Origin of the sequence: Natronomonas aquatica, assembly GCF_024449025.1 — an archaeon.
GTDB classification, from domain to species: Archaea; Halobacteriota; Halobacteria; order Halobacteriales; family Haloarculaceae; genus Natronomonas; species Natronomonas aquatica.
The window spans coordinates 83641-105216 of record NZ_JAHLKM010000004.1 but is presented as its reverse complement, the minus strand read 5'-3'; the positions used below and the strand labels follow the sequence as shown (position 1 = coordinate 105216).

The following is a 21576-nucleotide window of genomic DNA, read 5'->3' as shown; positions in this document are numbered from 1 at the left end:
GCGGCCGGCCGGGGGGCGGCGGCCGAACCAGCATGTCTCATCGTCGGCTCACTCGAAGTCGCCCTCTTCGAGGGCGGCCCGGAACACCATCCCGAGCGCGAGGTGCTGGCGGGCCGCGGCCGCGACCTTCGAGCGGGTGTCCTCGGGATCGTCAAGGACGTACTCTTTGGTTTTGACGAGTTCGCGCTGGTCGAGAAGCCCGCTTTCACAGAGTTCGTGCAAGCGGGGGTAGACCGTACCGGGGCTGAGCATGGTGTCGAACTCCTCGGCGAGATCGTCCAGCAGTTGCTTGCCGTGGGTGTCGGAATCCCGCAGTGCGATCAGCGAGACGAGCAGCTCGTCGAGCGAGGATTTGATGTGGTCTTCGTCGTAGGAGAACTGTTCGGCGCCGAAAAGCGAGGTTTCGACTTCCGAGACGGTTTCGGAGACGGCCGTTCCCGGCTCCGGCGAGTCGTCGATGCCCTGGAGTTCTTCACGGAGCGTCTCGACGGAGATAGACTCGCTTTCGGTCCCGGTTCCGATCTCGGTCGGTGACTTCATCTGCTTCATATCTCCCCCAACACCCCCTACGAGTATAATAAGGGCCCAGCGGTTTCAGAACGCGAATAGCTGATTCAGGATCTGAATACCGGCCGGTAGGTTTATAATAGGCAATCGGCCCGCAGGGGACGCGTCGAGTGAAGAACGGATCGAAGCCACCCCGGGACGGGGACAGACGTATCGGTTGGGTATTAAATCCCGAGGCGTCAGTCGAGTCAAAAAACGACGGCTAGGGGCTGTCGGGATCAGGAAACTCCGATCGATACGACGCCGACGGATCCGATCGATCCGGGCCGATCCGGTCAGGCCAGGGCGTTCAACATCAGTACGAACACGCCGAACAGGACGCCGAAGGCGACGACTGTCCGGGGATCCATCGTCGGCGTGTTGCTGTCCTCGGAGTCGAAATAGCGGACGAGGCCCGCACTGGACATCAGCCCGCCGGAGTTTTGACCGCTGCTCATACCTGTCCGTTCGTCCGCGACGGCGTAAGCGTTTCGACACGACCCGCCAGCCGCTTGGAAAACGCTTATGCGGTCGGATCGGATACCCGTAGCTATGGCTGTCACGCTGAAAGATTTCTACGCAGACTGGTGTGGCCCGTGTAAGACCCAGGATCCGATCCTCGAGGAGCTCGAGGAGGAGTACCCCGATGTGGAGTTCGAGAAGGTCGACGTCGACCAACAGCAGGACGTCGCAAACGAGTATCAGGTCCGATCGCTGCCGACGCTCATCATCGAGAACGACGACGGCATCGTCGAGCGGTTCGTCGGTGTCACCCAGCGCGACGACATCGAATCGGCGCTCGGCGAGGCAGGAGCCTGACGGGACGGGAAAGCGCGGAACCCGAGCCCGAACCCGAACCCCAGTGGCTACGACAGCAGATGCGTCAACAGCCCCTTCTGTGCGTGAAGGCGGTTCTCCGCCTGCTCCCAGACGATGGCACCGTCGCTCTCGAGCGCCGCGTCCGTGATCTCTTCGCCGCGGTGGGCCGGCAGACAGTGCATCAGGAGCCGGTCGCCGAGTAGCTCCTCGGTCACCTGAAAGCCCGCCCCTTCGAAGGCCGCCAGTTTCGTTTCCCGTTCGGATTCTTCCCCCATACTGACCCACACGTCCGTGTAGACGACGTCGGTGCCCGCGACGGCAGCCTCGGGGTCGGTTGTCGTTTCCGGGGCAGTGCCGAGTTCGGCGGCCCGATCGAGGATCGCGTCGTCGACGCCGTAGCCCTCGGGGGTAGCGACGACGAGATCGAGCCCGACGACCGCGGCACCGAGGACGAACGACTGACAGACGTTGTTGCCGTCGCCGACCCACGCGACCGTCGCGTCCTCGAAGCCACCGAAGTGTTCTCTGATCGTCAACAGGTCGGCGAGCGTCTGACAGGGGTGTGCGTCGTCGGTCAGCCCGTTGACGACCGGAACCGTCGCGTACTCGCCCAGTTCGACGACGTCCTCGTGGTCGTAGACCCGCGCCATGATGACGTCGACGTAGCCCGACAGGGCGCGTGCGGTGTCTTTGACCGGCTCGCCGTGGCCCAGATGGATGTCGTCGGGGCCCAGAAAGATCGCGTGTCCGCCGAGCTGTGTCGCGCCGGTCTCGAAGGAGACCCGCGTCCGCGTCGAGGGCTTCTCGAAGATCATCGCCAGCGTCCGACCCGCCATCGCATCGGCGGTCTTTCCGCGGGCGGTCCGCTCTTTGAGATCGACCGCCCGGGTCAGGACGTCTTCGAGCTGTTCTCGTGTCAGGTCGTCGATGTTCAGGAAGTTCATGCCAGTTCCTCCGCAACCGTTTCGAGCACCGCGACCGCACGATCCAACTCGTACAGTTCGAGGTGTTCGTTCGGGGCGTGATCGAAGTCCGAATCGCCGGGGCCGTAGGTCACCACCGGACAGTCCCACGCCTCGGCGTAGATGTTCATGTCGGCCGTTCCGGTCTTCCGTAGGAGCCGGGGGTCGCCCTCCTGCTCGCGGATCGCGACCCGGAACGCCCGCGCGACCGGCGTGCGGGGACTCTGCATCGTCGGCTCGACGGCGTCCGTCCAGTTGACCGTCCCCGCCGTCAACTCGCCGTCCGCGATCTCTCTGACGTCTTCCGTCGTGTACGACGGTGGGACCCGAAGCTGTACGTCCAGCGTCGTCTCGACGGCCAGCCCGTCCTCGGAGACGCCGCCCTCGATCTCGACGGGCTTGGGGGTCACACGCTCGAATATCGGGACGTCCGCCGCGTCGGATACGTCGGTGTCGGCGTCCCGGGCGACGCTGCTTCCGCCGAACCGCGCCTCGACGGCAGACCACCACGCGATGGCCTCCTGGATGGCGTTGTTCTCCGGACGGGAGGTGTGACCCGACTCGGAGGTACAGATGTAGGTCCCACTGAGGATGCCGCGATAGCCCAGCGTGATTCCGTCCCAGCCGGAGGGTTCGCCGTTGACGACAGCCTCCGGGGGATCGCGGTCGTCGACGAGGTGACGCGCCCCGCGGGAGTCGACCTCCTCGCCGACGACGCCGACGAAGGAAACGCCCGTCCGGACGGCGGCGACAGCCAACGCGGCGAGTGGCCCCTTCGCGTCGACCGCTCCACGACCCCACAGTCCGGGGCCGTTCTCTCCCTCCTCGATCCGAACCGGGATGTCGCCGGGGACCGTATCGATGTGGGACGTATAGAGGACGCTGTCGTCGGCCGGCGCCCGGACGTTGCCGACCTCGTCGACGAAGACGGTCCGGCCGTTCCGTTCGAAAAAATCGGCGAGTACCTCGGCACATGCCGTCTCCTCGGGCGTCGGTGAGGGGGTCGAGACGAGTTCCTCGAGTAACTCGCGGGCCTCCGTGTCAGCCGGAAGTGTCGGGGCCGTCTCGCTCATGTGAGGACGGCCTCGAGAGCGTCGACGACCTCGTCGGCGTGCTCGCGCTCGACGGTCAACGGCGGCAACAGCCGAAGCACCGTCCGGCCTGCCGGCAGCGCCAGGATCCCGTGTTCCAAAGCGAGATCGCGCAACAGCCGGTTCGAGCCGCGCTTGACCTCGATACCGATCATGAGACCGTGTCCCCGGACCTCACGGATCTCGTCGCCGAGCCGGGCCTCGGTCTCCTCGCGGAGGTAGGCGCCGACATCGGCCGCGTGCGCGGGGAGACCCTCCCGTTCGATCACCTCGAGCGTCGCCCCCGCGGCGGCCGAAACGACAGGACCGCCGGAGAACGTCGAGCCGTGGTTGCCGGCGTCCTCGGCGATCCAATCGCGACACAGCGTCGCCCCCAGCGGGAGCCCGCTCGCGAGCCCCTTCGCCGTCGTCAGGATATCCGGAACGACGTCGTACTTGTCGGCGGCCCACAGCTCGCCGGTCCGGCCGAGCCCGGTCTGGATCTCGTCGAGGATCAGCGCCGCGCCGGCGGTCGCCGTCTCGACGCGAACCGACTGGAGATACTTCTTCGAGACGGGGTTGATCCCACCCTCGCCCTGCAGGGGCTCGATGATGACCGCGGCGGTCTCGTCGTCGACCGCCGCCGCCATCGCCTCGCTGTCGCCGTACTCGACGAACTCGACACCGTCGGCCAGCGGGCCGAACCCTTCCTTGTACTCGTCCTTCCAGGTGGCCGCGAGCGACCCCATCGTCCGGCCGTGAAACGCCTGGGTCGTCGCGACGATCTTCGAACGCCCCGTCGCGTGGCGGGCGAACTTCAGGGCCGCCTCGTTGGCCTCGGTGCCGGAGTTACACAGCCAGACGTTGTCGATATCGACCGGCGCGACCCTCGCCAGCTGTTCGTACAGCGCCGTTCGAGCCGCGTGGGGGTACGACGCCTGCACGTAGAACAGCTCCTCGAGTTGGCCCGTCGCCGCGTCGACGACCTCGGGGTGGCAGTGTCCCACCGGCGTACAGGCGTAGCTCGCGCCGAAATCGAGGTACTCGGTTCCGTTCGTGTCGTAGAGATACACTCCCTCGCCACGGTCGATGCGGATCGGTTTCTCCGAGAAGACGAAGCCGCTCATGGTTGTATCAGTGTCATTCGAGCGCGTCCGGAAAAACGTGCGTTCCGGCGCCATCGAGGGCCGAACGGATCGGTTCTTCCGCGTTGGCGTCGGCGATCACGACCCCGCTGGCGCCGCCCTCGAGCGCTTCGGTCGCCGCCATCACCTTCCGGTTCATGAAGCCCTCGGCGGCCGCCTGCAGTTCCTCGTACGCCTCGGGCGTCCCGACGCGGTCGATTCGCGTCGCGGGATCGTCGGGATCGCGGTAGACGCCCGAAACGTCGGTCAGCGAGACGAGCGCCGCGCCGAGTTCGGCCGCGACGGCCGCCGAGGCGCGATCGGCGTCGGTGTTCACCGCGACGCCGTCGTCCGCCAGCATCGGCGGGGAGGCCACGGGCGTGTACCCGTCCGCCAGAAGCGTCTCCAGCAACTCGCCGTTGACGTCCTCGATCGTCCCCGAGTGGTCGCCGCGGCGGATCTTCCTTTTGCCGTCCTCGAGGACACGAACCGCCGACTTCCGGGGGCCGGTGAACAGCCCGCCGTCGACGCCCGAGAGGCCGACCGCGTCGACGCCCTGGTTTTGCAGTCCGGTCACGAGGTCGGTGTTGACCCGCCCGGCCATCGCCATCTTGAACACGTCCATCGTCTCGGTGTCGGTGAACCGGCCGACGACGCCCGATGGCGTCTCGACGTATTCGGGTTCGATACCCATCCGTTCTAAGGCGTCGTCGACCGCCGTCGAACCGCCGTGGACGACGGCGACGTCGGTCCCCCCGTCGATCAGCGCCGCGATATCGGCGAGGGCGCCCTCGGGGTCGACCGCGCGGGCGCCGCCGATCTTGACGACGACCGTCATGGCGAACCCACCGGGTGTAGCCCCTCGAACCCGAGGCCGGCCGTCTCCTCGAAGCCCAACGCGACGTTGGCCGCGTGGACGGCCTGGCCGGCCGAGCCTTTCATCATGTTGTCGATCGCCGAGAAGACGACGACGCGGCCGTTCTTCGGGTCGACCTCGAAGCCGACCTCGGCGTAGTTCGAGCCGGCGACGGCCTTCGGTTCGGGGTACCGGTAGACGCCGGACCCGCCCGCGACGATCCGGACGAACGGCTCCTCGGCGTAGCTGTCTCTGAACGCCGTCCAGAGATCGGCCGTCGAGACCGGCGCCTCCGGGTAGACGTGGCAGGTCGCCGACGCCCCGCGGGTCATATCGACCGCGTGGGCGGTAAAGGAGACCCCCGTACCGAGGAAGGCCTCTATCTCGGCCTCGTGGCGGTGGCCCGTCGGCGCGTAGGGCCGGACGACGCCCGAACGCTCCGGATGCGAGGAGGCCTCGCCGCCGCCCGCCCCGCCCTCCGAGGAGCCGACCTTCACGTCGACGACGATCCGCTCCTCGCCGGCGAGGAGATCGGCCTCGAAGAGCGGTTTGAGTCCGAGGATCGCCGCCGTGGCGTTACACCCACCCGAGGCGATCAGCGCCGCGCCGGGGAGGTTCTCGCGGTTGAGTTCCGGCAGGGCGTACTCGGCTTCTTCGAGGAGTTCTGGGCGGTCGTGGCCGTCGTACCACTCGTCGTATTCGGCCTCCGAATCCAGCCGGAAGTCCGCGCTCAGATCGACCACGGTGTCTGCGGCCTCCCGGAAGGCGTCGATGCGTTCCATCGTGACGCCGTGGGGCGTACACGCAAAGAGGACGTCGACCGACTCGAGATCCGCCGGCGAGGAAAACCGGAGGTCGCGCCCCCGGAGGTTGGGGTGGACGGAGCCGACGGTCTTGTTCGCGTAGCCCCGGCTCGTCGCCTGGACGACCTCGAAGTTCGGATGGCCCGAAAGCAAACGCAGCAGTTCGCCGCCGGTAAAGCCGCTCCCGCCGACGACGCTTGCGGTGTGCGGTCCGCTCATGCGGTCACCTCGACGCCGCGGACCCGCGATTCGAGCCAGTCGACGACCGTCGCCGGCACGTCGACGTCCGAGACCTCGTTGAGCGCCTTGAACTCGACGGTGTGGTTGACCTCGTGGACGGTGTAGGAATCGCCCGTCTCCATCAGATCGACGCCGAGCAGACCGCCGCCGACCGCCTCGGAGGCGCGCTCGACGAGATCCGCCATCTCGTCGGTGATCTCGATGGCCTCGGTCTCGGCACCGCGTGCGGCGTTGGTCAGCCAGTGATCCGACGAACGGGCCATCGCCGCGACCGGTTCGCCGTCGGTGGCGACCACACGGATGTCACGGCCGGGCTTCTCGACGAACTCCTGGATGTAGAAGACCTTGTGCTCGTAGTGACCGAGGGTCTCTTTGTGTTCGAGGATGGCCTCGGCGGCATCGCGGGAGTCGATCTTCGCCATCAGCCGCCCCCACGACCCGATGACGGGTTTCAACACGCAGGGGTAGCCGAACTCCTCGATGGACTCCATCGCCGACTCCTTGGTGAAGGTGACCTCCGTCGCCGGGGTCGGAATCCCGGCCTCGGCGAGAACGAGACTGTTTCGGGCTTTGTCGGCACAGATCGCCGCCGTCTCCGGATCGTTGACCACCGGCAGATCGTAGGCATCGACGAACCGGGTGACGTACCGCGAGCGGCTGGTGGCGAGACAGCGATCGACGACGATATCGACCCCGTCGAACGCCTGGGGGGGCTCGTGGACGCCGAACCGCTCTTTCCGGACGTCGATCTTGGTGACCTCGTGACCCCGATCGCGGAGTTCGCTCAACAGCAGTTTCTCGTCGCGGCGGATACGCGAGTAGAGGACGCCGACGTTCACGCGGACTCACCCGTCTTCGGGCGGCTGCTCCGCGACGCGGACCCGGACCCGGACCCGGACGCGGTGTTCACACGGCGGGCTGTGCCGACGTCCATCGCCTTACTCCCCCCAGTCCTCTTCGAGTTCGGGGGCTTCCTCGAGGGCGATCGGATCGATCGAGACGACCTCGAGTTCGGCCCCGGTAATGGGGCTGTCGATGATTTCGCCGACCTCGACGTCGCCGGGAATCTCGATCTCCTCGCCCGTGATGGGGTCTTCCGCGGTGATAGTTTCGTCTGCCATTGTACCGGATACTCGGTTGTGAACCCACTTAAAAGCTTCGAACTTATCAAATGAAATTAATAACCGATACTGGAGTCTAGCGGACCCTAAAGGGCTTTTTAGCGATTAAATTCAGCTGTATGTCAGATATATGTTATTAGCTTTGTCGGGTCGGTCGACGGTCAGACACGGCGGGCAACCTCCGTTTCGAGGGAGTCTCTGGCGTCCGCGAGGGCGTCCCGCCGCGTCGAGAGCGTCCCCCGGTCGGCCTCGATGCCGCCACGAAGAGTCGAGAGGCTCCCCTCGATCGTCTCGGGCGCCGGGCCGCCGACGGAGTCGCGAGACCGGACGCTCTCTACCGGATCGAGGGCGTCGGCGACCGCGTCACGGTCGGCGTAGGCGGCCAGCCCATCGCCGAGCACCGCCTCGGCCGCCGAATCCAGATCGGCGTACGTGACTGTCTCGCCCGCACGCTCGGCCGCCGAGGCGACCACCTCGTGGGCGGTCCGGAACGGAACCCCCGAGGCTGCGAGCAGATCCGCGACGCCGGTCGCCGTCGAGAAGCCCTCCCCGGCGGCGGCCGCGAGGGCGTCGGTCCGCCACTCGGCCGTCGCGACCGCGCCGGCGGCGACGCTCGTCGCCTCGGTTACCGCGTCTATTGCCTCGAACGCGTGTGTGTGTGCGCGCTGGAGGTCGCGGTTGTAGGCTCTGGGGAGCCCCTTCAGTATCGACAACAGCCCGCCCAGCCCGGCGGCCGCATCGCCCGCAGTCCCGCGGACGAGTTCCATCGTGTCGGGGTTTTTCTTTTGGGGCATGATCGAGGACGTCGAGGCGTAGGCGTCGTCCAACTCGACGTAGCCGGCCTTCGAGTAGACGACCAGATCCTCCGCCAGCCCCGACAGCGTCGTCGAAAGCGCCGCGACGGCGGCGGTCGTCTCCACGAGGAAATCCCGCGCGGAGGCGGCGTCCATCGAATTCTCCACCAGCCCCTCGAAGCCCAGCAGGGCGGCCGTCCGCTCACGATCGATGTCGAACGGCGTCCCCGCGAAGGCCGCCGCCCCGAGCGGCGAGCGGTTGATCCGGTCGTAGGCGTCGAACAGCCGCTCGGTGTCGCGGGCCAGCGCCGAGGCGTACGAACACAGGTAGTGAGCGACGGTCGTCGGCTGGGCTGGCTGGAGGTGCGTAAAGCCCGGCATCACCGTCTCGGTGTGGTCGGCCGCGACGTCGACGAGCATCCGGCGGGCCTCGAGGGTCGCCTCGATCGCGTCGAGGGCGTCCTCGCGCAGCCGATAGCGGATACAGGCGGCGACCTCGTCGTTGCGCGAGCGGGCGGTGTGCATCCGGCCGCCGCGTTCGCCGATCCGCTCGATGACCGCCGTCTCGATCGCCGCGTGGACGTCCTCGCCGTCGGAAAGTGCGCCGTGGCCGGCGTCTTCGATGTCGTCGAGCGCATCGAGGATCGCCGCCGCGTCAGCCGGCTCGAGGATCCCCTGTTCGTCGAGCATCACGACGTGAGCCCGATCGACGGCGAGATCGGCCGCGAAGATGCGCTCGTCGGCCGCTAGACTCGAGAGAAAGCCGCGGGCCGGCCCGCCACTGAAGCGGTCGCGGCGGACGACGTCGCCCGCCTCGTCGCCCGCGTCCGAACCGTCCGTTCCGCCGTCGCCCTCGCCCGACATCGGTTATTCCTCGTTGTTCTCGATAACGCGGTTGGCCAGACGTTCCTGGAACCCGTGGTACTTCGCGACGCCGGTCGCGTCGTCCTGTTCGATGCTGCCGGTGACGTCCTCGGTGTTGAACGAGGCCGCCTCCGCGGAGTAGACGGCGTATTTCGACTCGCGGCCGACCGGGCGGGCCTGTCCACCCTCGAAGCGGATCGTCACGGTACCCGCCACGCGCTTTTGGGTCTTCTCGATGAACCCCTCCAGTGCGTCGACCAACGGCGCGTTCACGAGCCCCTGATAGCCCTTCTCGGACCACTCGTGATCGATTTGCTTTTTGAAGGCACGCTCCTCTTTCGTCAACACGAGGTCCTCAAGCGCCGAATGGGCGTTCAGAAGAACCGTCGCGGCGGGATGCTCGTAGTTCTCACGGACTTTCAGCCCGAGCATGCGGTCCTCCATGATGTCCGAACGACCAACGCCGTACCCGCCGGCCAGTTCGTTGAGGGTTTCGATGAGTTCGACCGGCTCGATCGCTTCGCCGTTCAACGAAACCGGGTAGCCGTCCTCGAAGCCGACTTCGATCTCTTCGGTCTCGGCGGTCGGTGCCTCGGTCCACTCGTAGATGTCCTCGCTCGGCACGTAGCCCGGCTCCTCGAGTTCCGAGCCCTCGATCGATCGGCTCCAGAGGTTCGTATCGATGCTGTATTTGCCCTCGTCGCCGCCCTCGATCGGCAGGCCGCGCTCTCTGGCGTACTCCTGTTCGAACTCCCGGGTCAACCCGAGTTCCCGGACGGGCGCGATGACCTCCAGGTCCGAATCGCGCCAGACGGCCTCGAAGCGGAGCTGGTCGTTGCCCTTGCCGGTCGAGCCGTGAGCGAGCCCGGAACAGCCCTGCTCCGTTGCGACCTCGAGGATCGCCTCGGCGATGACCGGCCGGGCCAGCGCGGTCCCCAGCGGGTACCCCTGATAGGAGGCGTTCGCGCGGACGGCGTCGAAACACAGCTCGGCGAACTCGGCTTTGGCGTCGACGACGTAGTGTTCGAGATCCAGCGTCTCGGCGGTCTCCTCGGCCTCCTCGAACTCCGGGGTCGGCTGGCCGACGTCGACGGTGACGCCGATGACCTCGTCGTAGCCGTATTCTTCTTCGAGCAGCGGTACGCAGACGGTCGTATCGAGCCCGCCGGAGAAGGCGAGCGCGACGCGTTCGGTATCTGACATTGGTGGTTTGGGTTCTGAAAGCGACCGTCGGCCGGACGGTCATCGTCGGAAATCGGAGCGAGCGCGACGGTGGATGGGGATCTATTCGGGCCTGGCGGCCCGTCGTCGCGGTCGCGGGAGAAGAACGAACCCACCGCTATCGTCGGTCGCGTCGCGGTGAGGCTCTTTCATGTACTCGTCTCTATCCGCAGAACAGTACTAAACGCTTGCGGAACGCCGCCTCCGTGGGGAACGGTGCCGTACGCCGGCCGGCGGGGGGTCAAACGACCCATAGGGGGGTCACCGCTCCCGGGCGAAAAAAAGCGTCGAGAGCAACAGCGCCGCGGTCCCGATCGCGATCGACCCGTCACCGTGCGTCTCGGCGGGAGCGGCGACGATCTCGAAACCGTCGCCGAACTCTGTCAGCCCCGGCCACCTGGCGACGGCGTCTTCCTGTCGGGACGGCTCGGGGGAGACGCTCGCGAGTTCGTACCCGTCGGGGGCGACGACGACGAGTTCCCGATCCAGACTGGTGTACGTCGAGAACGGCTCCGACAGCACGATCCGCTCGTCTTCGAGCGTTGCGAGGTTCTCCCAGCGGAACCCGTAGGCGACCGTCCCGGTCTCGCCGTCGACCGTCGTTTCGGCGGTTACCTCACCGATCACCAGTTCGCGGTCGAGATCCTCGGCGACCCGCTCGGAGACCGACTGCATGCTGCCGCGGACCTGTCCCGCCGCCGCCCGTCTGAACTCCTCGTTCTCGCGGAGTTCCTCGAAGAGCGCCCGTTGCTGTGGGTCGGTGATATCGAACTCGTCGGTGAAGACGACGTCGGCGTCGCCGTTCGTGTCGAGTTCGATCACGAGTTGGCCACCGGCGGGTCGATCGTCCGCCTCGGCCGCGGCGACCGCTCCGGCCGAAAGCCCCGAAAAGAGGGCAACGATACAGAGAACCAGCAGAGCCCGAACGGGAAGCTTCATTACCGGAACGTTGCGACGGTGCCTCAAAAACCGACCGATCGGGCCCGGCGGGGTGGCCACAGCGTTTTTGCGTCCTCCGATCCCAGCGACCGGTATGCACACCGGTGGGAAACTCGACGTCGAGGACCTGCTGAAGCTCGTCCTGATACTCGTCGTCGTCCTGCTCGCCCTCCAGATCATCGGGCTGTTCATCGACATCCTCGCGTCGATCAGCCCGCTCGTCGCGGTCGTGATCGTCGTCCTTATCCTCGCGTACTTCCTCGATTACATCTGAAGCGTGTACAGCTGTAACGTTCCCGTCCCCGCCGAGGTGTCCCGACTCGCCCGCGGGCTGGCGACCGACTGCTTCGAAGCGACACCGCGGGACCGACACACCCTCGTGGTCAAACGACTGGGGGAAGGCGATCCCGACAAGCTCGCTCGCCGGATCAGGCGGGCTCTCGAGGGGACGGCGCCGTTCGCGGCCAGAACCGCCGGCGTCGAACTGTTCAGAGAGCCCGAGACCGGCCACGGTCCGGTCGCGTATCTACGGATCGAATCGCCGGCGCTGTTGGCGCTCCACGAGCGACTCTGTTCGGTCACCGAGCCGATCGAGGGACTCGAGGGCGACGACTACGATCCCCACGTCACGATCGCCCGCGGCGGCGACGCGGACCGTCTCGCCGGCGCGGCCACCGGCGGGTCGATCACCTGGACGGTCGATTCGCTGCTGGTGTGGGCCGGGCCGTACCGCGAGCCCACGGCCCGGATCTCGCTGCCGGTTTGAATCTCCACCGCGGAGTTGACATATAAGCGGAAATCCTTAGTGGGGATTCGATCTCGGTAGAATACAGTGATAAGCTACCCCACGGCTAAACCCGTTGGTTTACGCGCTGCATTCGTATGAACAGAGGTTCGAAGGGATGACAGCCGGCGGACCGGCGGACGGGACGAGCGGTGATCGTTCGGACCGCTACGGATCGATCGTCGAGTCGTTGGCCGACGGCGTGTTCGTCCTCGATCCGGACGGGACGGTCGTCTTCGTCACCGAGGCGATCGAGACGTTCCTCGACATCGATCGCGACACCCTCCTCGGGGAGACCTTCGAACAGCTCCTCGAGCGGGGGCTGGTCTGCGCTTCGGTCTCGGGTCGCTCAACGTCCCGTTTTCACGCTCTTCGTCACCGTCGCCGTCGGTCTCGGGTCGCTCATATCCCGGCTCAGTGCGTTCTGTGAAGCGTACGGCTTCCGCCGATACACCCCGCCGCGGGACATCGCCGGAATCCTGTTTTACCGCGTCGTCGAGAACGTCCTCTATCGGCGGTGGAAAGCGGCGGTCGCCTCGAAAGGGGTCGTCCGGTTCCCCCAGGGCGATACGTCGTGGGGAGAGATGACTCGCGTCGACCCCGAGAAGCGATCACTCCCCGACCGCGTCGGCGAAGCCCCACTCTGTGGCCCGATCCAGCGCCTCCTCGCGGGCGGACTGTCTGATGTCCTCGATCGCCGCCTCGTTTTCCAGGAACGCCTCGATCGAGTCCTCGCGTCCTCGCCCGACGGCCTCGCCGGCCGCCTCGCGCGTCCGGTCGGCCAGCGCCGGATCGTCTGCCAGCCGCTCGGCGACCGCACCGGGTCGAACACGTAATTCGTCGGCCCGATGCGGAAACTCGAGGGCGTCGGCCTCGAGCGCGTACAACTCGAACTGGTACGGCGGGGGGCCGAGATCCGAAAGCGCCGGCGGACCGCCCCGGTCCGTCCCGGCGTGGTACGCGAGCGCCGGAACCCCGGCCTCGAAGGTAATGACGCCGCGTTCGTCGCCGTCCCCGAGCAGAGAGTGTCGCGAAGCGAGCAGCGCGTACCCGTCGAGCCGCCGGTCGAGCACGTCCGAAAGCGCCGGCGAGAGGTCCGTGAGCACCCGCGAGCGGAGCAGTTCCCCCTCGGGGATCATGGCGGGTCCGGGATGACGGCGGTGCGGAACCGCTCGGCGACGGCGTCGGCGTCACCGTCGTTCGGCGACAGCCGTTCGGCCGCCGTCCGGAACGCGTCTGCGGCGGGACAGTCCGGCGCGTGGGCAAACAGCGGAACGCCCTCCGATCTGGCCGCCTGCACGGCGTCGCTTTCGGGCACCGTCGCCAGTGTCGGCCCCTCGAAGTACCGGTCGGCCTTCGCCGTGATATCCTCGATATCCCCGCGGGCCCGGTTGAAGATCGTCCCCGCGATATCCGAGCCGTACGACAGCGCGTACTCCTGGACCTTCAGCCCGTCCGAGACGGCCGGGACCGTCGGGTTGAGCACGACGACGACGCGGTCGGCCAGCACGATCGGGAGGACGGCGCTTTTGGAGTTCAGCGTCGCCGGCGAATCGAGCAGGAGGACGTCCGTGTCTGCGGCCAGTTCGGCGACGACCTCGCGCAGCCGATCCGGTTCGGCGGCCTCGAAGGCCGCAAGCGACGTCCCGCAGGGGACGACGGACATCCCGAACCGGTCGTAGGTCGCCTCCGCGACGGGAACGCCGCCCTCGACGAGGACGTCGTGCAGCGTCGTCTCGACGTCGGCGAGACCGGCGTGAAACAGCAGGTTCGCCATCCCAGTGTCGGCGTCGACGACCGTCACGTCGTAGCGGTCGGCCAACGCCATCCCCAACGCGACCGTGCTCGTCGTCTTGCCGGTCCCGCCCTTCCCGGAGGCGACCGCGAACGCCTCGACCATTTGGTTTCGGTTGTACCGGTTTCGGATATAAGGGTTCGGGTCGGCGGCCGGTCGACGGCCGGATCGATCAGACCACGTCGCCCCGAACGCTGACACCGCCGGCTTCGGTCCGGGACGCACGGAGCGTTTCGGCGGCGGTCTCCGCTTCGTCGGGGTCCATCCCGAGCGTCTCGAAGGCGGCCGGAAGCGTCGGGAAGACGAACGCCCCGGCTTCGAGTTTGCGGAACGCCTCCGTGCTCGTCCGGCCGCCGTCGTCGGTGTCGACCCAAAGACAGGCGGCCCGGGGGTCGAGCAACTGCGTGTAGTCCTCGCGGGCGCGGGCACCCTTCAGCCGCTGGGTGACGTTGTTCTCGAAGCCGGTGTTACAGACCTCGAGGTGGACCGGTTCGTCGTCCTCGAAGAGATGCGCCGCCAGACACTTCTCGGGAGCCGCGTGGCCGTTTCGGTTCGCCCGGACGTGCTCCGGGAACCGGTCGGCCCACGCCGCCGAGACCGTCTTGCCGACGCCGGTAACGCCGAGTTCGGCCTCGAAGTCGGCTTCGCGGTCGGGGGCATCCCTCAACAGGAGGTCTTTCGTGAGATAGACACACAGCCGGTCGATCGGGTCCTTGCCGAGAACGACGTCCCCGAAGGCCCACACTTCCCGGACCGGGACCGGCATCGGGGTAGTCTCGATCGTCTCGACGACGTCCCGGAGCCGGGAGACGGCTTCCGATCGGCTGTAGCTCATCATCCAGGGTAATACCGCATCACGCAAAACAGTTGCTTCCCGAGGTCCGGCGCGTGTGGAGTCGAAACCCGTATCCGCGAGAACCGGCAAGTCACCGGTGATGCAGTGCGACAAGTGTGGCGAGACAGCCGTCATGCACGCCGCCTACTCCGGGCTTCACCTGTGTGAGGGACACTTCCGCCGATCCGTCGAGACCCGCATCCGACGGCGGATCCGCGAGGACGGAATGTTGTCCGACGGGCCGACGCCCGAGGACCCCGAAACGTGGCTCGTCGGCCTCTCGGGTGGGAAAGACAGCGTCGTCCTCACCCAGGTCCTTGAAGAGACGTTCGAGGACGACCCCCGCATCGAACTCGTCGCGCTCACGATCCACGAGGGGATCGAGGGATACCGCGACGCCTCGCTACAGGCGTGTCTGGAACTCACCGACGCCCTCTCTATCGAACACGAAGTCGTGGCTTACGACGAGGAGTACGGCGTCGAGATGGACGCGGTCGCCGAGGAGGACCCGCTTGGGATGGCCCCCTGTGCGTACTGTGGCGTCTTCCGGCGGGACGCGCTCTCGAGATACGCCGACGAGTACGGGGCCGACAAACTGCTGACGGGACACAACCTCGACGACGAGGCCCAGACCGCGATGATGAACCTGCTGTCGGGCGACGTCCGACAGATCGCCAAGCACTTCGACGCCTCGCTGGGAAGCTTCGACGATCGGGAGATCGACGACGACCCGTTCGTCCCGCGGGCGAAGCCGCTCCGGGACGTCCCCGAAAAGGAGGTGGCTCTCTATGCGCACCTCAGGGACCTCCCGGCGCACACGGCCGAGTGTCCCCACGCCAGCGAAGCCTACCGCGGTGAGATCCAAGAACACATCCACGAACTCGAGGACGGACACCCGGGGACCAGACACTCGATCATGTCCGGGTACGAAAAGCTCGCGGAACTGGCCGCCGAGACCTACCGCGACGACGGGACGGGCGGGTCTGAAAACGAGTGCGACCGGTGCGGCGCACCGACAAAAAGCGAAGTCTGCCGGAAGTGCGAGCTGGTCGACGCCGTCGGCGGCGAACTCCCGGGCGACGACTGACGGCGTCAGTCATCCGTCATACACCGTGTTTACACCAGATATGTAAGAATATTTGTAGAGTACTTTTCAACAAAAAGACCGAACAAAGGCCGATTCAGTAATATTATATATTTGACTTATCGGATTACGTCAATACCGTTGTTCTGTTCGACTTCCGAGTGACCGCCGTCGGTCTCGCCGACGCCGAAGTCCCGGGTCGTTCCGGTCGACCCCTCCGAACGCGTCGAGCCGAACTCGTCGCCGTCCTCGACGCCCTCGATAGCCTGCCGGGAGGCGTCGGCCTGTTTCTGGGTCGTCGGCCCGAGGATCTGTGCCGACTGGACGCCGGTCATGATCGCCATGACGCGGACCTTGCCCTTGTACTCCTCCTGGATACGGGCACCCCAGATGACGTTCGCGGAGGCTTCGAGCCGTTCGGTGATGTTCTGTGCGATCCCCTCTGCCTCTTTGAGGGTGAGATCCGGACCGCCGGTGATGTGGACCAGCCCGCCCGACGCACCGCGGTAGTCGACGTCGAGAAGCGGGTGGTTCATCGCGTCGCTGACGACCTCTTTCGTCTTGTTTTTGTCCTGGGTCTCCCCGACCAGCATGACCGCGACGCCGCCCTGATCCATGATCGACGTCATGTCGGCGTAATCGAGGTTGATGAGCGACGGCTGGGTGATCGTCTCGCTGATGCCCTTGACGGTCTCTGCGATGATCTGATCCATCACCGAGAACGCCTTGCCGATCGGGAGGTTCGGGACGTAGTCCAGCAGGCGGTTGTTATCGAGGACGATGATCGAGTCCGCCTCGTTGCGGAGTTTCTCGAGTCCCTCCTCGGCTTTCACAGTGCGGGCCCGCTCGACGTTAAACGGTGTCGAGACCATCCCGACGACGATCGCGCCCTGCTCTTTGGCGATCTTCGAGACGACCGGTGCGGCCCCGGTACCGGTGCCGCCGCCCATCCCGGCCGTGACGAAGACCAGATCGGCCTCGCCGAGGACTTCCTTGATCGTCCCCTGGGCCATCTCAGTCGCACGCTCGCCCATCGAGGGGTCGCCACCGGCACCGAGCCCGTTGGTCAGCGACTTGCCGACGAGGATTTTCGTGTCGGCCTCGATCATCTTCAGGTGCTGTTTGTCGGTGTTGATGGCGATAGTCTCGGCGCCCTCAACGCCGATGTTGTACAGCCGATTGACCGTGTTGTTGCCGGCACCGCCGGCACCGATGATGACGATTCGGGGGTCGCCGAACTCGTCGTCTTCGGTCGTGGCGTCCATCTCTCGCTTTTCGGCCTCGGCGTTCTCCAGCGCGGAGTTGACGATATCCTGCATCGTCTTACACCTTGGCCCAGGGACGGGTTTTCTCGGCGGCGTCCGTCTCCTGTTCGTTTATCATCTCACGCACGGCGGAGCGAATCGCCTCGCTCCGGTTCGGGAACTGCCCCGTATCGACCATGCGTTCGACCTCTTCGATCTGCTGCTTCGGGATTCGTAGTGTCACACGCTCCATATTGTTTCCCCTCTGGTTGTGAGTAAGACGACGTTGCACACGCGATCGTCCCGCGTTTACACCGACAAGAGGGCCGATATCGGTTGTTTCGTCGGCCATCCGTCGAGTGTAAGACGCGTCGTCTTACGCAAACGTATGGACAGAAGGGACCCACTTAAATCTTTGGGCAGACGTAAGACAAATTCACAGTTTCGGCGTATACACGCCGAACACAACTGTTTTCGGCGTTTACGGATCCCTGAGTACGTCTGCAGCGGGCGTCCGACGGCCGCAACTGGGGCAGAACCCCCAGTCCGAGCGGAGCTCATCGCCACACTCACAGAAGACGCGGTGGCTGGCTTTCTCGCCGCAGTTCGGGCAGTAAACGGCCGACGGCGAGAGGGTTTCTCCGCACTGTTTACACGTATGCTCCTCGTCGTCAGACTCGTTTTCACGATCGGCGGACCGTGTCTTACGGTCCCCGGCGTGTTCGTGTGACACGTTCCCGGAATCGCCATCAAGCGTGATGTTTACGTTTACGTCCTGCGGCTCGGCGGGTGTATACGTCCGGTCGAGCCGGTCGGCGATGAGCTCGTCGACGCGCTCGACGATGAGTTCGTCGATGGAGTCCTCGGACGCCGGTTCGCCGTTTTCGTCGTTTACGCCCGATTCAGCCGCGTTTACGGACGAACCGGCGTGTTCGTCGAGGTACTCCCGGAGCGCCTCACGCATGACCTCGCTCTTCGAGGCGTCGAACGCCTCAAGCTGTCGGACGAGGTCATCGTCCGCCCGGAAGGTGATCTTGCTCATTATCCGTCCGACAATTGTGTGGGACGGTATTTCAATCTTCGCGCGCTGTCTGACAGCCGTCCGTCAGACGGTGCTCGAAGGCGCGTCCCCGATAGAGGTCAAAACCGTTAAGTCACCCAGTCGTCTCGTTTCGAGTACGACCGCCCTTAGCTCAGACTGGTAGAGCAGTCGACTGTAGATCGACTTGCCCCCCGTTCAAATCGGGGAGGGCGGATACTTCTGATTCTGACCGGTGAGCGTGGCGAACCGCAGCAGAATCGAATATCCTACCGACCCGATTTGAGCTTGTGAGTCGCGCACAGCGAAGCGAGCACGTCTCACAGTGTTCAACTCGGGGAGGGCGGACTCGTTTTCCAGCCGATCCGCTGCCGACGGCAGAGCCGACCCCCTCAGTCGTCCTCTTCATAGGCGTGAACGTCGTCGACCGACGGGGCCCCGATAGCCAGTACCCGGACGGACGAGTCCGCGTCGTCGGGGTTGTACGCACGGTGGGGGCTTTCGGGCTCGGCGACGAACGCCTCGTCGGCCCCGAGGATGAACGTCTCCTCCGGAGTCTCGACGTACAGGGTCCCCTCGAGCACGTAGAAAACCTCGGTCTGTTCGTCGTGGTAGTGGTATTTCAGTGGGGGTTGCTGGCCCGGGGCGACCTCGTACACCCGGAGTCCGAGGGGCGAGCCCTCGTAGTCGAGCCCGGCGGCCGCGCTGATCGAGCGGACGTCGGCCGGACGGTCGTCGTGCTGTTCGAGATCGGCGGTGACGACGTGGTGGTATTCCATACCGGATGTTCCGGTGCGCTGTAGTATAGGGGTTGTGTCCCGACCGGAGGGCCGACGCTCCGGGCCCGACCGCCGCGGTCGAGTGAAAAAGAGCTACCGACGACCGAGCCGACAGCATCGAAGCCCCCCCGGGCGCTGTCGACCGACGTGTATCTCTGAGCGCACGCGGACGAAGGACATCGGTTCTCCAGGACCGCCGAACGCCGGCTCCGCGAACAGACGCTCGGCCGACTCGAGGCGGTCTACGGGGCGGCCGTCGAGGCGTCGGAGTGACGGTCGGGGCGGGGTCACGTGTATGCACGAACGTGCCTAATCCCGCCGCAGGCGGGCGATTGAAACGTCACATCCAATTATACGGGCCAGTCACGAACAGGTATGACAGAGCCGGGGCGTTGCGGGGCCGCTCCGACCGGAGGCAAACGCTATGGCACTACTGAGTCGCGTCCGAAAGCTCATCGGCGACGGCGGCGACCCTATCTACGAGTGTCGGCGCTGTGGAACCACGCTCGACTCCGACGCTGGTGACTGCCCGCAGTGCGGAAAAAGCGACATCGCTGCCTACGAGATCCGGTAGTCTGCCCCTACGCCTCGTCGGACATCGCGCCGAAGACGCCCTCGGCGTCGGCCGGGACGTCGAAGTCATGGAAGTGTTCACCCTTCTCCTTCGAGAGGACGTTCAACGCCGCCGCGGCGCCGTCGCCCGCGGAGATGATCGCCTGCCACTCCTCGGCCCGGACCATCGCGCCCGTCGCGTAGGCGTTCTCGACGCTCGTCTCCATGGTGACGTCGACATCGACGAGATCGCCGTCGAACGCACAGCCGAGCGACTCGGCCAGCTCGCGGTTCGCGCCGGTCGCCAAGACGAGGTAGTCGGCGGCGTACCCGCCCTCGTCGGTTTCGGCCGTGAACCCCTCGTCGGTCGCGGAAACGTCGGTCGCCTCCGCGCCCTGGATCCGGTCGACGCCGAAGCTGTCGACCTGCGCCCGGGCCGTCTCGATGAACGCCGAGCCGTCGATCGAGCCGACGCCGAGATAGTTGAAGAGGTGGGCCTTGTGCATCCAGGTCCCGTCGGTATCGAGCAGCGTCGTCTCGAGGCCGTTCTTCTGGGTGAAAAGAGCCGCGCTCAGGCCGGCGGGGCCCCCGCCGACGACGAGCACGTCACTTCGAGAATCGCTCATATACCTGTCTGACGGCGTCCACCGACAAAAGCCTGTATGTCACAACAGGACACACGTTCCGAGAGGGCGCCATCCGGAACGATGCGGGCCGAAACATCCCGAGTTATGCATCGAACAGGGCGGTGAGTTCGGTTCTCTTCGAAGGGCGTTGCCTCACGAACACACGTGATACTCGGAAAGTATTTCCTCCCCGCGGGAAATCGCCCGGGTATGGACGTTTTCGGCCTCATCGGAAACCCGGTCGGGCACTCGGTCTCGCCGCCGATGCACGAGGCGGCCTACGAGGAACGGGGGATGGACGCTCGCTACGTGACCTTCGAACCCGCCGAGGACCGGGTCGCCGCCGTGCTAGACGGGGCCGAAGCGCTCGGGATCGCCGGACTGAACGTCACGCTGCCGTTCAAAGAGCGCGTCGCCGAACTCGTCGAAACCGACTCGCTGGCAGGGCGGATCGGCGCGGTGAACACCGTCGACTTCGACGGGGAACCGACGGGGTACAACACCGACGCGGCGGGGCTCGTTCGGGCGTTCGAACACCACGGCGTCGAACTGTCGGGGTCGGCGGTCGTCGTCGGAGCCGGTGGCGCCGGGCGGGCGGTCGCCTTCGCACTCGCCGACGAGGGGATGGCCGTCCACGTCGCGAACCGGACGGTCGAGCGGGCCGAATCGCTCGCCGACGAGGTACCGAACGCGAGTTGGGGCGGACTCTCGGCTCTCGAAGAGCGGCTCGCGGGGGCCGACGTCCTCGTCAACGCCACGAGCGTCGGGATGGAATCGGACGAGACACCCGTCCCCGCGTCGGCGCTCCACGGGGAACTCGCCGTCCTCGATGCCGTCTATACGCCGCTCGAGACCCGTCTGCTCCGGGACGCGGAGTCGGTCGGCGCGACGACCGTCGACGGCGCGTGGATGCTCCTGTTTCAGGGGGTCGAGGCGTTCGAGATCTGGACCGGCCGGACGGCACCGGTCGAGACGATGAACGGCGCGCTCCGGGACGCCCTGTAACGACCGGCGGTCGTATTTAAGTATCGCGCCTCGTACTGTGGCGTATGGGCGTTTTCGATCTGATCCGAGCGGTCTTCGGGTTGAATAGCTCCGAGACCACTCAACGAACAGACGTGTCGGCGGGGTCCGGTTCCGACGACGAGCCAGCCGGATCGGAACCGACGACCGCCGAAACCGACGAATCCGTCGCCGCAGGTACGGACGCCACAGCCTCGAGGGGTTCGATGACCGAGACGCCGAGCGAGGACCCGGAGGCGGTCGCCGAACCGGACGCCCCGTCGGCGGACGACGTGGCCGACGATCCGGTCGACAGTATCAGCGGGATCGGCCAGGCCTACGCCGGCCGTCTGGCGGAGGCGGACATCGAAACCGTTGGGGAACTGCTCGAGGCCGACGCCGCCGAGCTGTCCGGGCGAACCGACCTCTCCGAAAAGCGGATCCGGCGGTGGCAGGAGAACGCCGGCGGGGACTGAG

At 66.1% G+C, this 21576-nt stretch carries 28 protein-coding genes and 1 tRNA gene; 9 read left to right on the top strand and 20 right to left on the bottom strand.

All coding sequences use genetic code 11. The features are described 5' to 3' along the window. Window positions 1–48: 48 nt before the first annotated feature. Entirely contained in the window at window positions 49–540 is a 492-nt protein-coding gene (locus tag KM295_RS05375; protein WP_256028864.1) for a helix-turn-helix transcriptional regulator, read from the bottom strand. Window positions 541–842: 302 nt separating this feature from the next. Further along, window positions 843–1004 (bottom strand): preprotein translocase subunit Sec61beta, encoded by a 162-nt coding sequence (locus KM295_RS05370; RefSeq protein ID WP_256028863.1) that lies wholly within the window; start codon window positions 1002–1004, stop codon window positions 843–845. Window positions 1005–1098: 94 nt separating this feature from the next. On the opposite strand from KM295_RS05370, the gene KM295_RS05365 reads away from it, so the two are divergent. Continuing rightward, the gene (locus tag KM295_RS05365) at window positions 1099–1365 is read left to right on the top strand and encodes a thioredoxin family protein (protein WP_256028862.1); all 267 of its coding nucleotides are present in this window, start codon (window positions 1099–1101) and stop codon (window positions 1363–1365) included. 47 nt (window positions 1366–1412) lie between these two features. On the opposite strand, the gene argF is transcribed toward KM295_RS05365, so the two are convergent. From argF to KM295_RS05315, 10 genes are all read right to left on the bottom strand, one after another. Beyond that, window positions 1413–2309: an ornithine carbamoyltransferase gene (gene argF / locus KM295_RS05360; RefSeq protein ID WP_256028860.1), complete on the bottom strand. Its 897-nt coding sequence runs from the start codon at window positions 2307–2309 to the stop codon at window positions 1413–1415. After that, a complete protein-coding gene (locus tag KM295_RS05355) occupies window positions 2306–3400 on the bottom strand; it encodes a [LysW]-lysine hydrolase (RefSeq protein WP_256028858.1) in 1095 nt (364 codons plus the stop codon). Before KM295_RS05355 ends, argF begins: the two co-directional genes overlap by 4 nt. After that, window positions 3397–4524: an aspartate aminotransferase family protein gene (locus tag KM295_RS05350; RefSeq protein WP_256028857.1), complete on the bottom strand. Its 1128-nt coding sequence runs from the start codon at window positions 4522–4524 to the stop codon at window positions 3397–3399. Before KM295_RS05350 ends, KM295_RS05355 begins: the two co-directional genes overlap by 4 nt. 13 nt (window positions 4525–4537) lie before the next feature. Beyond that, a complete protein-coding gene (locus tag KM295_RS05345; protein WP_256028856.1) occupies window positions 4538–5359 on the bottom strand; it encodes an acetylglutamate/acetylaminoadipate kinase in 822 nt (273 codons plus the stop codon). Continuing rightward, entirely contained in the window at window positions 5356–6399 is a 1044-nt protein-coding gene (gene argC / locus KM295_RS05340) for an N-acetyl-gamma-glutamyl-phosphate reductase (RefSeq protein ID WP_256028855.1), read from the bottom strand. The genes KM295_RS05345 and argC overlap by 4 nt, the downstream gene beginning before the upstream one ends. Next, window positions 6396–7259, bottom strand: coding sequence for a lysine biosynthesis protein LysX (gene lysX, locus KM295_RS05335; protein WP_256028853.1), 864 nt, complete (start codon window positions 7257–7259; stop codon window positions 6396–6398). Before lysX ends, argC begins: the two co-directional genes overlap by 4 nt. Before the next feature lie 99 nt (window positions 7260–7358). Then, window positions 7359–7541: a lysine biosynthesis protein LysW gene (gene lysW, locus KM295_RS05330; RefSeq protein WP_256028851.1), complete on the bottom strand. Its 183-nt coding sequence runs from the start codon at window positions 7539–7541 to the stop codon at window positions 7359–7361. 161 nt (window positions 7542–7702) lie between these two features. Then, window positions 7703–9199, bottom strand: coding sequence for an argininosuccinate lyase (gene argH, locus KM295_RS05325; protein WP_256028850.1), 1497 nt, complete (start codon window positions 9197–9199; stop codon window positions 7703–7705). 3 nt (window positions 9200–9202) lie between these two features. Next, window positions 9203–10402, bottom strand: a complete 1200-nt coding sequence (locus KM295_RS05320; RefSeq protein ID WP_256028849.1) for an argininosuccinate synthase — start codon at window positions 10400–10402, stop codon at window positions 9203–9205. Between the two features lie 279 nt (window positions 10403–10681). After that, window positions 10682–11359, bottom strand: coding sequence for a DUF7345 domain-containing protein (locus KM295_RS05315; RefSeq protein WP_256028848.1), 678 nt, complete (start codon window positions 11357–11359; stop codon window positions 10682–10684). 94 nt (window positions 11360–11453) lie between these two features. Here KM295_RS05315 and KM295_RS05310 point away from each other — a divergent pair, with 94 nt between their 5' ends. From KM295_RS05310 to KM295_RS05300, 3 genes are all read left to right on the top strand, one after another. Continuing rightward, window positions 11454–11633, top strand: a complete 180-nt coding sequence (locus KM295_RS05310) for a DUF7554 family protein (RefSeq protein ID WP_256028847.1) — start codon at window positions 11454–11456, stop codon at window positions 11631–11633. Window positions 11634–11669: 36 nt separating this feature from the next. After that, window positions 11670–12125, top strand: a complete 456-nt coding sequence (locus KM295_RS05305) for a 2'-5' RNA ligase family protein (RefSeq protein WP_256028846.1) — start codon at window positions 11670–11672, stop codon at window positions 12123–12125. 136 nt (window positions 12126–12261) lie between these two features. Continuing rightward, window positions 12262–12573 carry a PAS domain-containing protein gene (locus KM295_RS05300; protein WP_256028845.1) on the top strand — a complete coding sequence of 104 codons (312 nt, stop codon included), beginning with the start codon at window positions 12262–12264 and terminating at the stop codon, window positions 12571–12573. A 181-nt stretch (window positions 12574–12754) separates the two neighbouring features. Here the strand turns inward: KM295_RS05300 and KM295_RS05295 are convergent, their stop codons facing one another. From KM295_RS05295 to KM295_RS05285, 3 genes are all read right to left on the bottom strand, one after another. After that, complete coding sequence (locus KM295_RS05295) at window positions 12755–13282, bottom strand: DUF8054 family protein (protein WP_256028844.1); 528 nt, start codon at window positions 13280–13282, stop codon at window positions 12755–12757. Continuing rightward, window positions 13279–14043, bottom strand: a complete 765-nt coding sequence (locus tag KM295_RS05290) for a nucleotide-binding protein (protein ID WP_256028843.1) — start codon at window positions 14041–14043, stop codon at window positions 13279–13281. The genes KM295_RS05295 and KM295_RS05290 overlap by 4 nt, the downstream gene beginning before the upstream one ends. 67 nt (window positions 14044–14110) lie before the next feature. Further along, window positions 14111–14776 (bottom strand): DUF7095 family protein, encoded by a 666-nt coding sequence (locus KM295_RS05285; protein ID WP_256028842.1) that lies wholly within the window; start codon window positions 14774–14776, stop codon window positions 14111–14113. Window positions 14777–14873: 97 nt separating this feature from the next. Here KM295_RS05285 and ncsA point away from each other — a divergent pair, with 97 nt between their 5' ends. Beyond that, window positions 14874–15860: a tRNA 2-thiolation protein NcsA gene (gene ncsA, locus KM295_RS05280; RefSeq protein WP_256028841.1), complete on the top strand. Its 987-nt coding sequence runs from the start codon at window positions 14874–14876 to the stop codon at window positions 15858–15860. 116 nt (window positions 15861–15976) lie between these two features. Here the strand turns inward: ncsA and ftsZ are convergent, their stop codons facing one another. The 3 genes from ftsZ to KM295_RS05265 form a co-directional block, all read right to left on the bottom strand. After that, window positions 15977–17176, bottom strand: coding sequence for a cell division protein FtsZ (ftsZ, locus tag KM295_RS05275; protein ID WP_256028840.1), 1200 nt, complete (start codon window positions 17174–17176; stop codon window positions 15977–15979). Between the two features lie 4 nt (window positions 17177–17180). Then, window positions 17181–17354: a ribbon-helix-helix domain-containing protein gene (locus tag KM295_RS05270; protein ID WP_256028839.1), complete on the bottom strand. Its 174-nt coding sequence runs from the start codon at window positions 17352–17354 to the stop codon at window positions 17181–17183. Window positions 17355–17582: 228 nt separating this feature from the next. Then, complete coding sequence (locus KM295_RS05265) at window positions 17583–18143, bottom strand: double zinc ribbon domain-containing protein (RefSeq protein WP_256028838.1); 561 nt, start codon at window positions 18141–18143, stop codon at window positions 17583–17585. 140 nt (window positions 18144–18283) lie between these two features. Between KM295_RS05265 and KM295_RS05260 the strand changes: the two genes are divergently transcribed. After that, window positions 18284–18357, top strand: a tRNA-Tyr gene (locus tag KM295_RS05260). Window positions 18358–18532: 175 nt separating this feature from the next. Here KM295_RS05260 and KM295_RS05255 read toward each other — a convergent pair. Next, window positions 18533–18919 carry a cupin domain-containing protein gene (locus KM295_RS05255; RefSeq protein WP_256028837.1) on the bottom strand — a complete coding sequence of 129 codons (387 nt, stop codon included), beginning with the start codon at window positions 18917–18919 and terminating at the stop codon, window positions 18533–18535. A gap of 424 nt (window positions 18920–19343) precedes the next feature. On the opposite strand from KM295_RS05255, the gene KM295_RS05250 reads away from it, so the two are divergent. After that, window positions 19344–19493 carry a hypothetical protein gene (locus tag KM295_RS05250; RefSeq protein WP_256028836.1) on the top strand — a complete coding sequence of 50 codons (150 nt, stop codon included), beginning with the start codon at window positions 19344–19346 and terminating at the stop codon, window positions 19491–19493. Window positions 19494–19500: 7 nt separating this feature from the next. Here the strand turns inward: KM295_RS05250 and KM295_RS05245 are convergent, their stop codons facing one another. Then, window positions 19501–20097, bottom strand: coding sequence for an NAD(P)/FAD-dependent oxidoreductase (locus KM295_RS05245; RefSeq protein ID WP_256028835.1), 597 nt, complete (start codon window positions 20095–20097; stop codon window positions 19501–19503). Between the two features lie 210 nt (window positions 20098–20307). Between KM295_RS05245 and KM295_RS05240 the strand changes: the two genes are divergently transcribed. Then, window positions 20308–21102 (top strand): shikimate dehydrogenase, encoded by a 795-nt coding sequence (locus KM295_RS05240; protein WP_256028834.1) that lies wholly within the window; start codon window positions 20308–20310, stop codon window positions 21100–21102. A gap of 44 nt (window positions 21103–21146) precedes the next feature. Then, on the top strand, window positions 21147–21575 hold the full coding sequence (locus KM295_RS05235) for a helix-hairpin-helix domain-containing protein (protein ID WP_256028833.1): 429 nt from the start codon (window positions 21147–21149) through the stop codon (window positions 21573–21575). Window position 21576 lies beyond the last annotated feature (1 nt).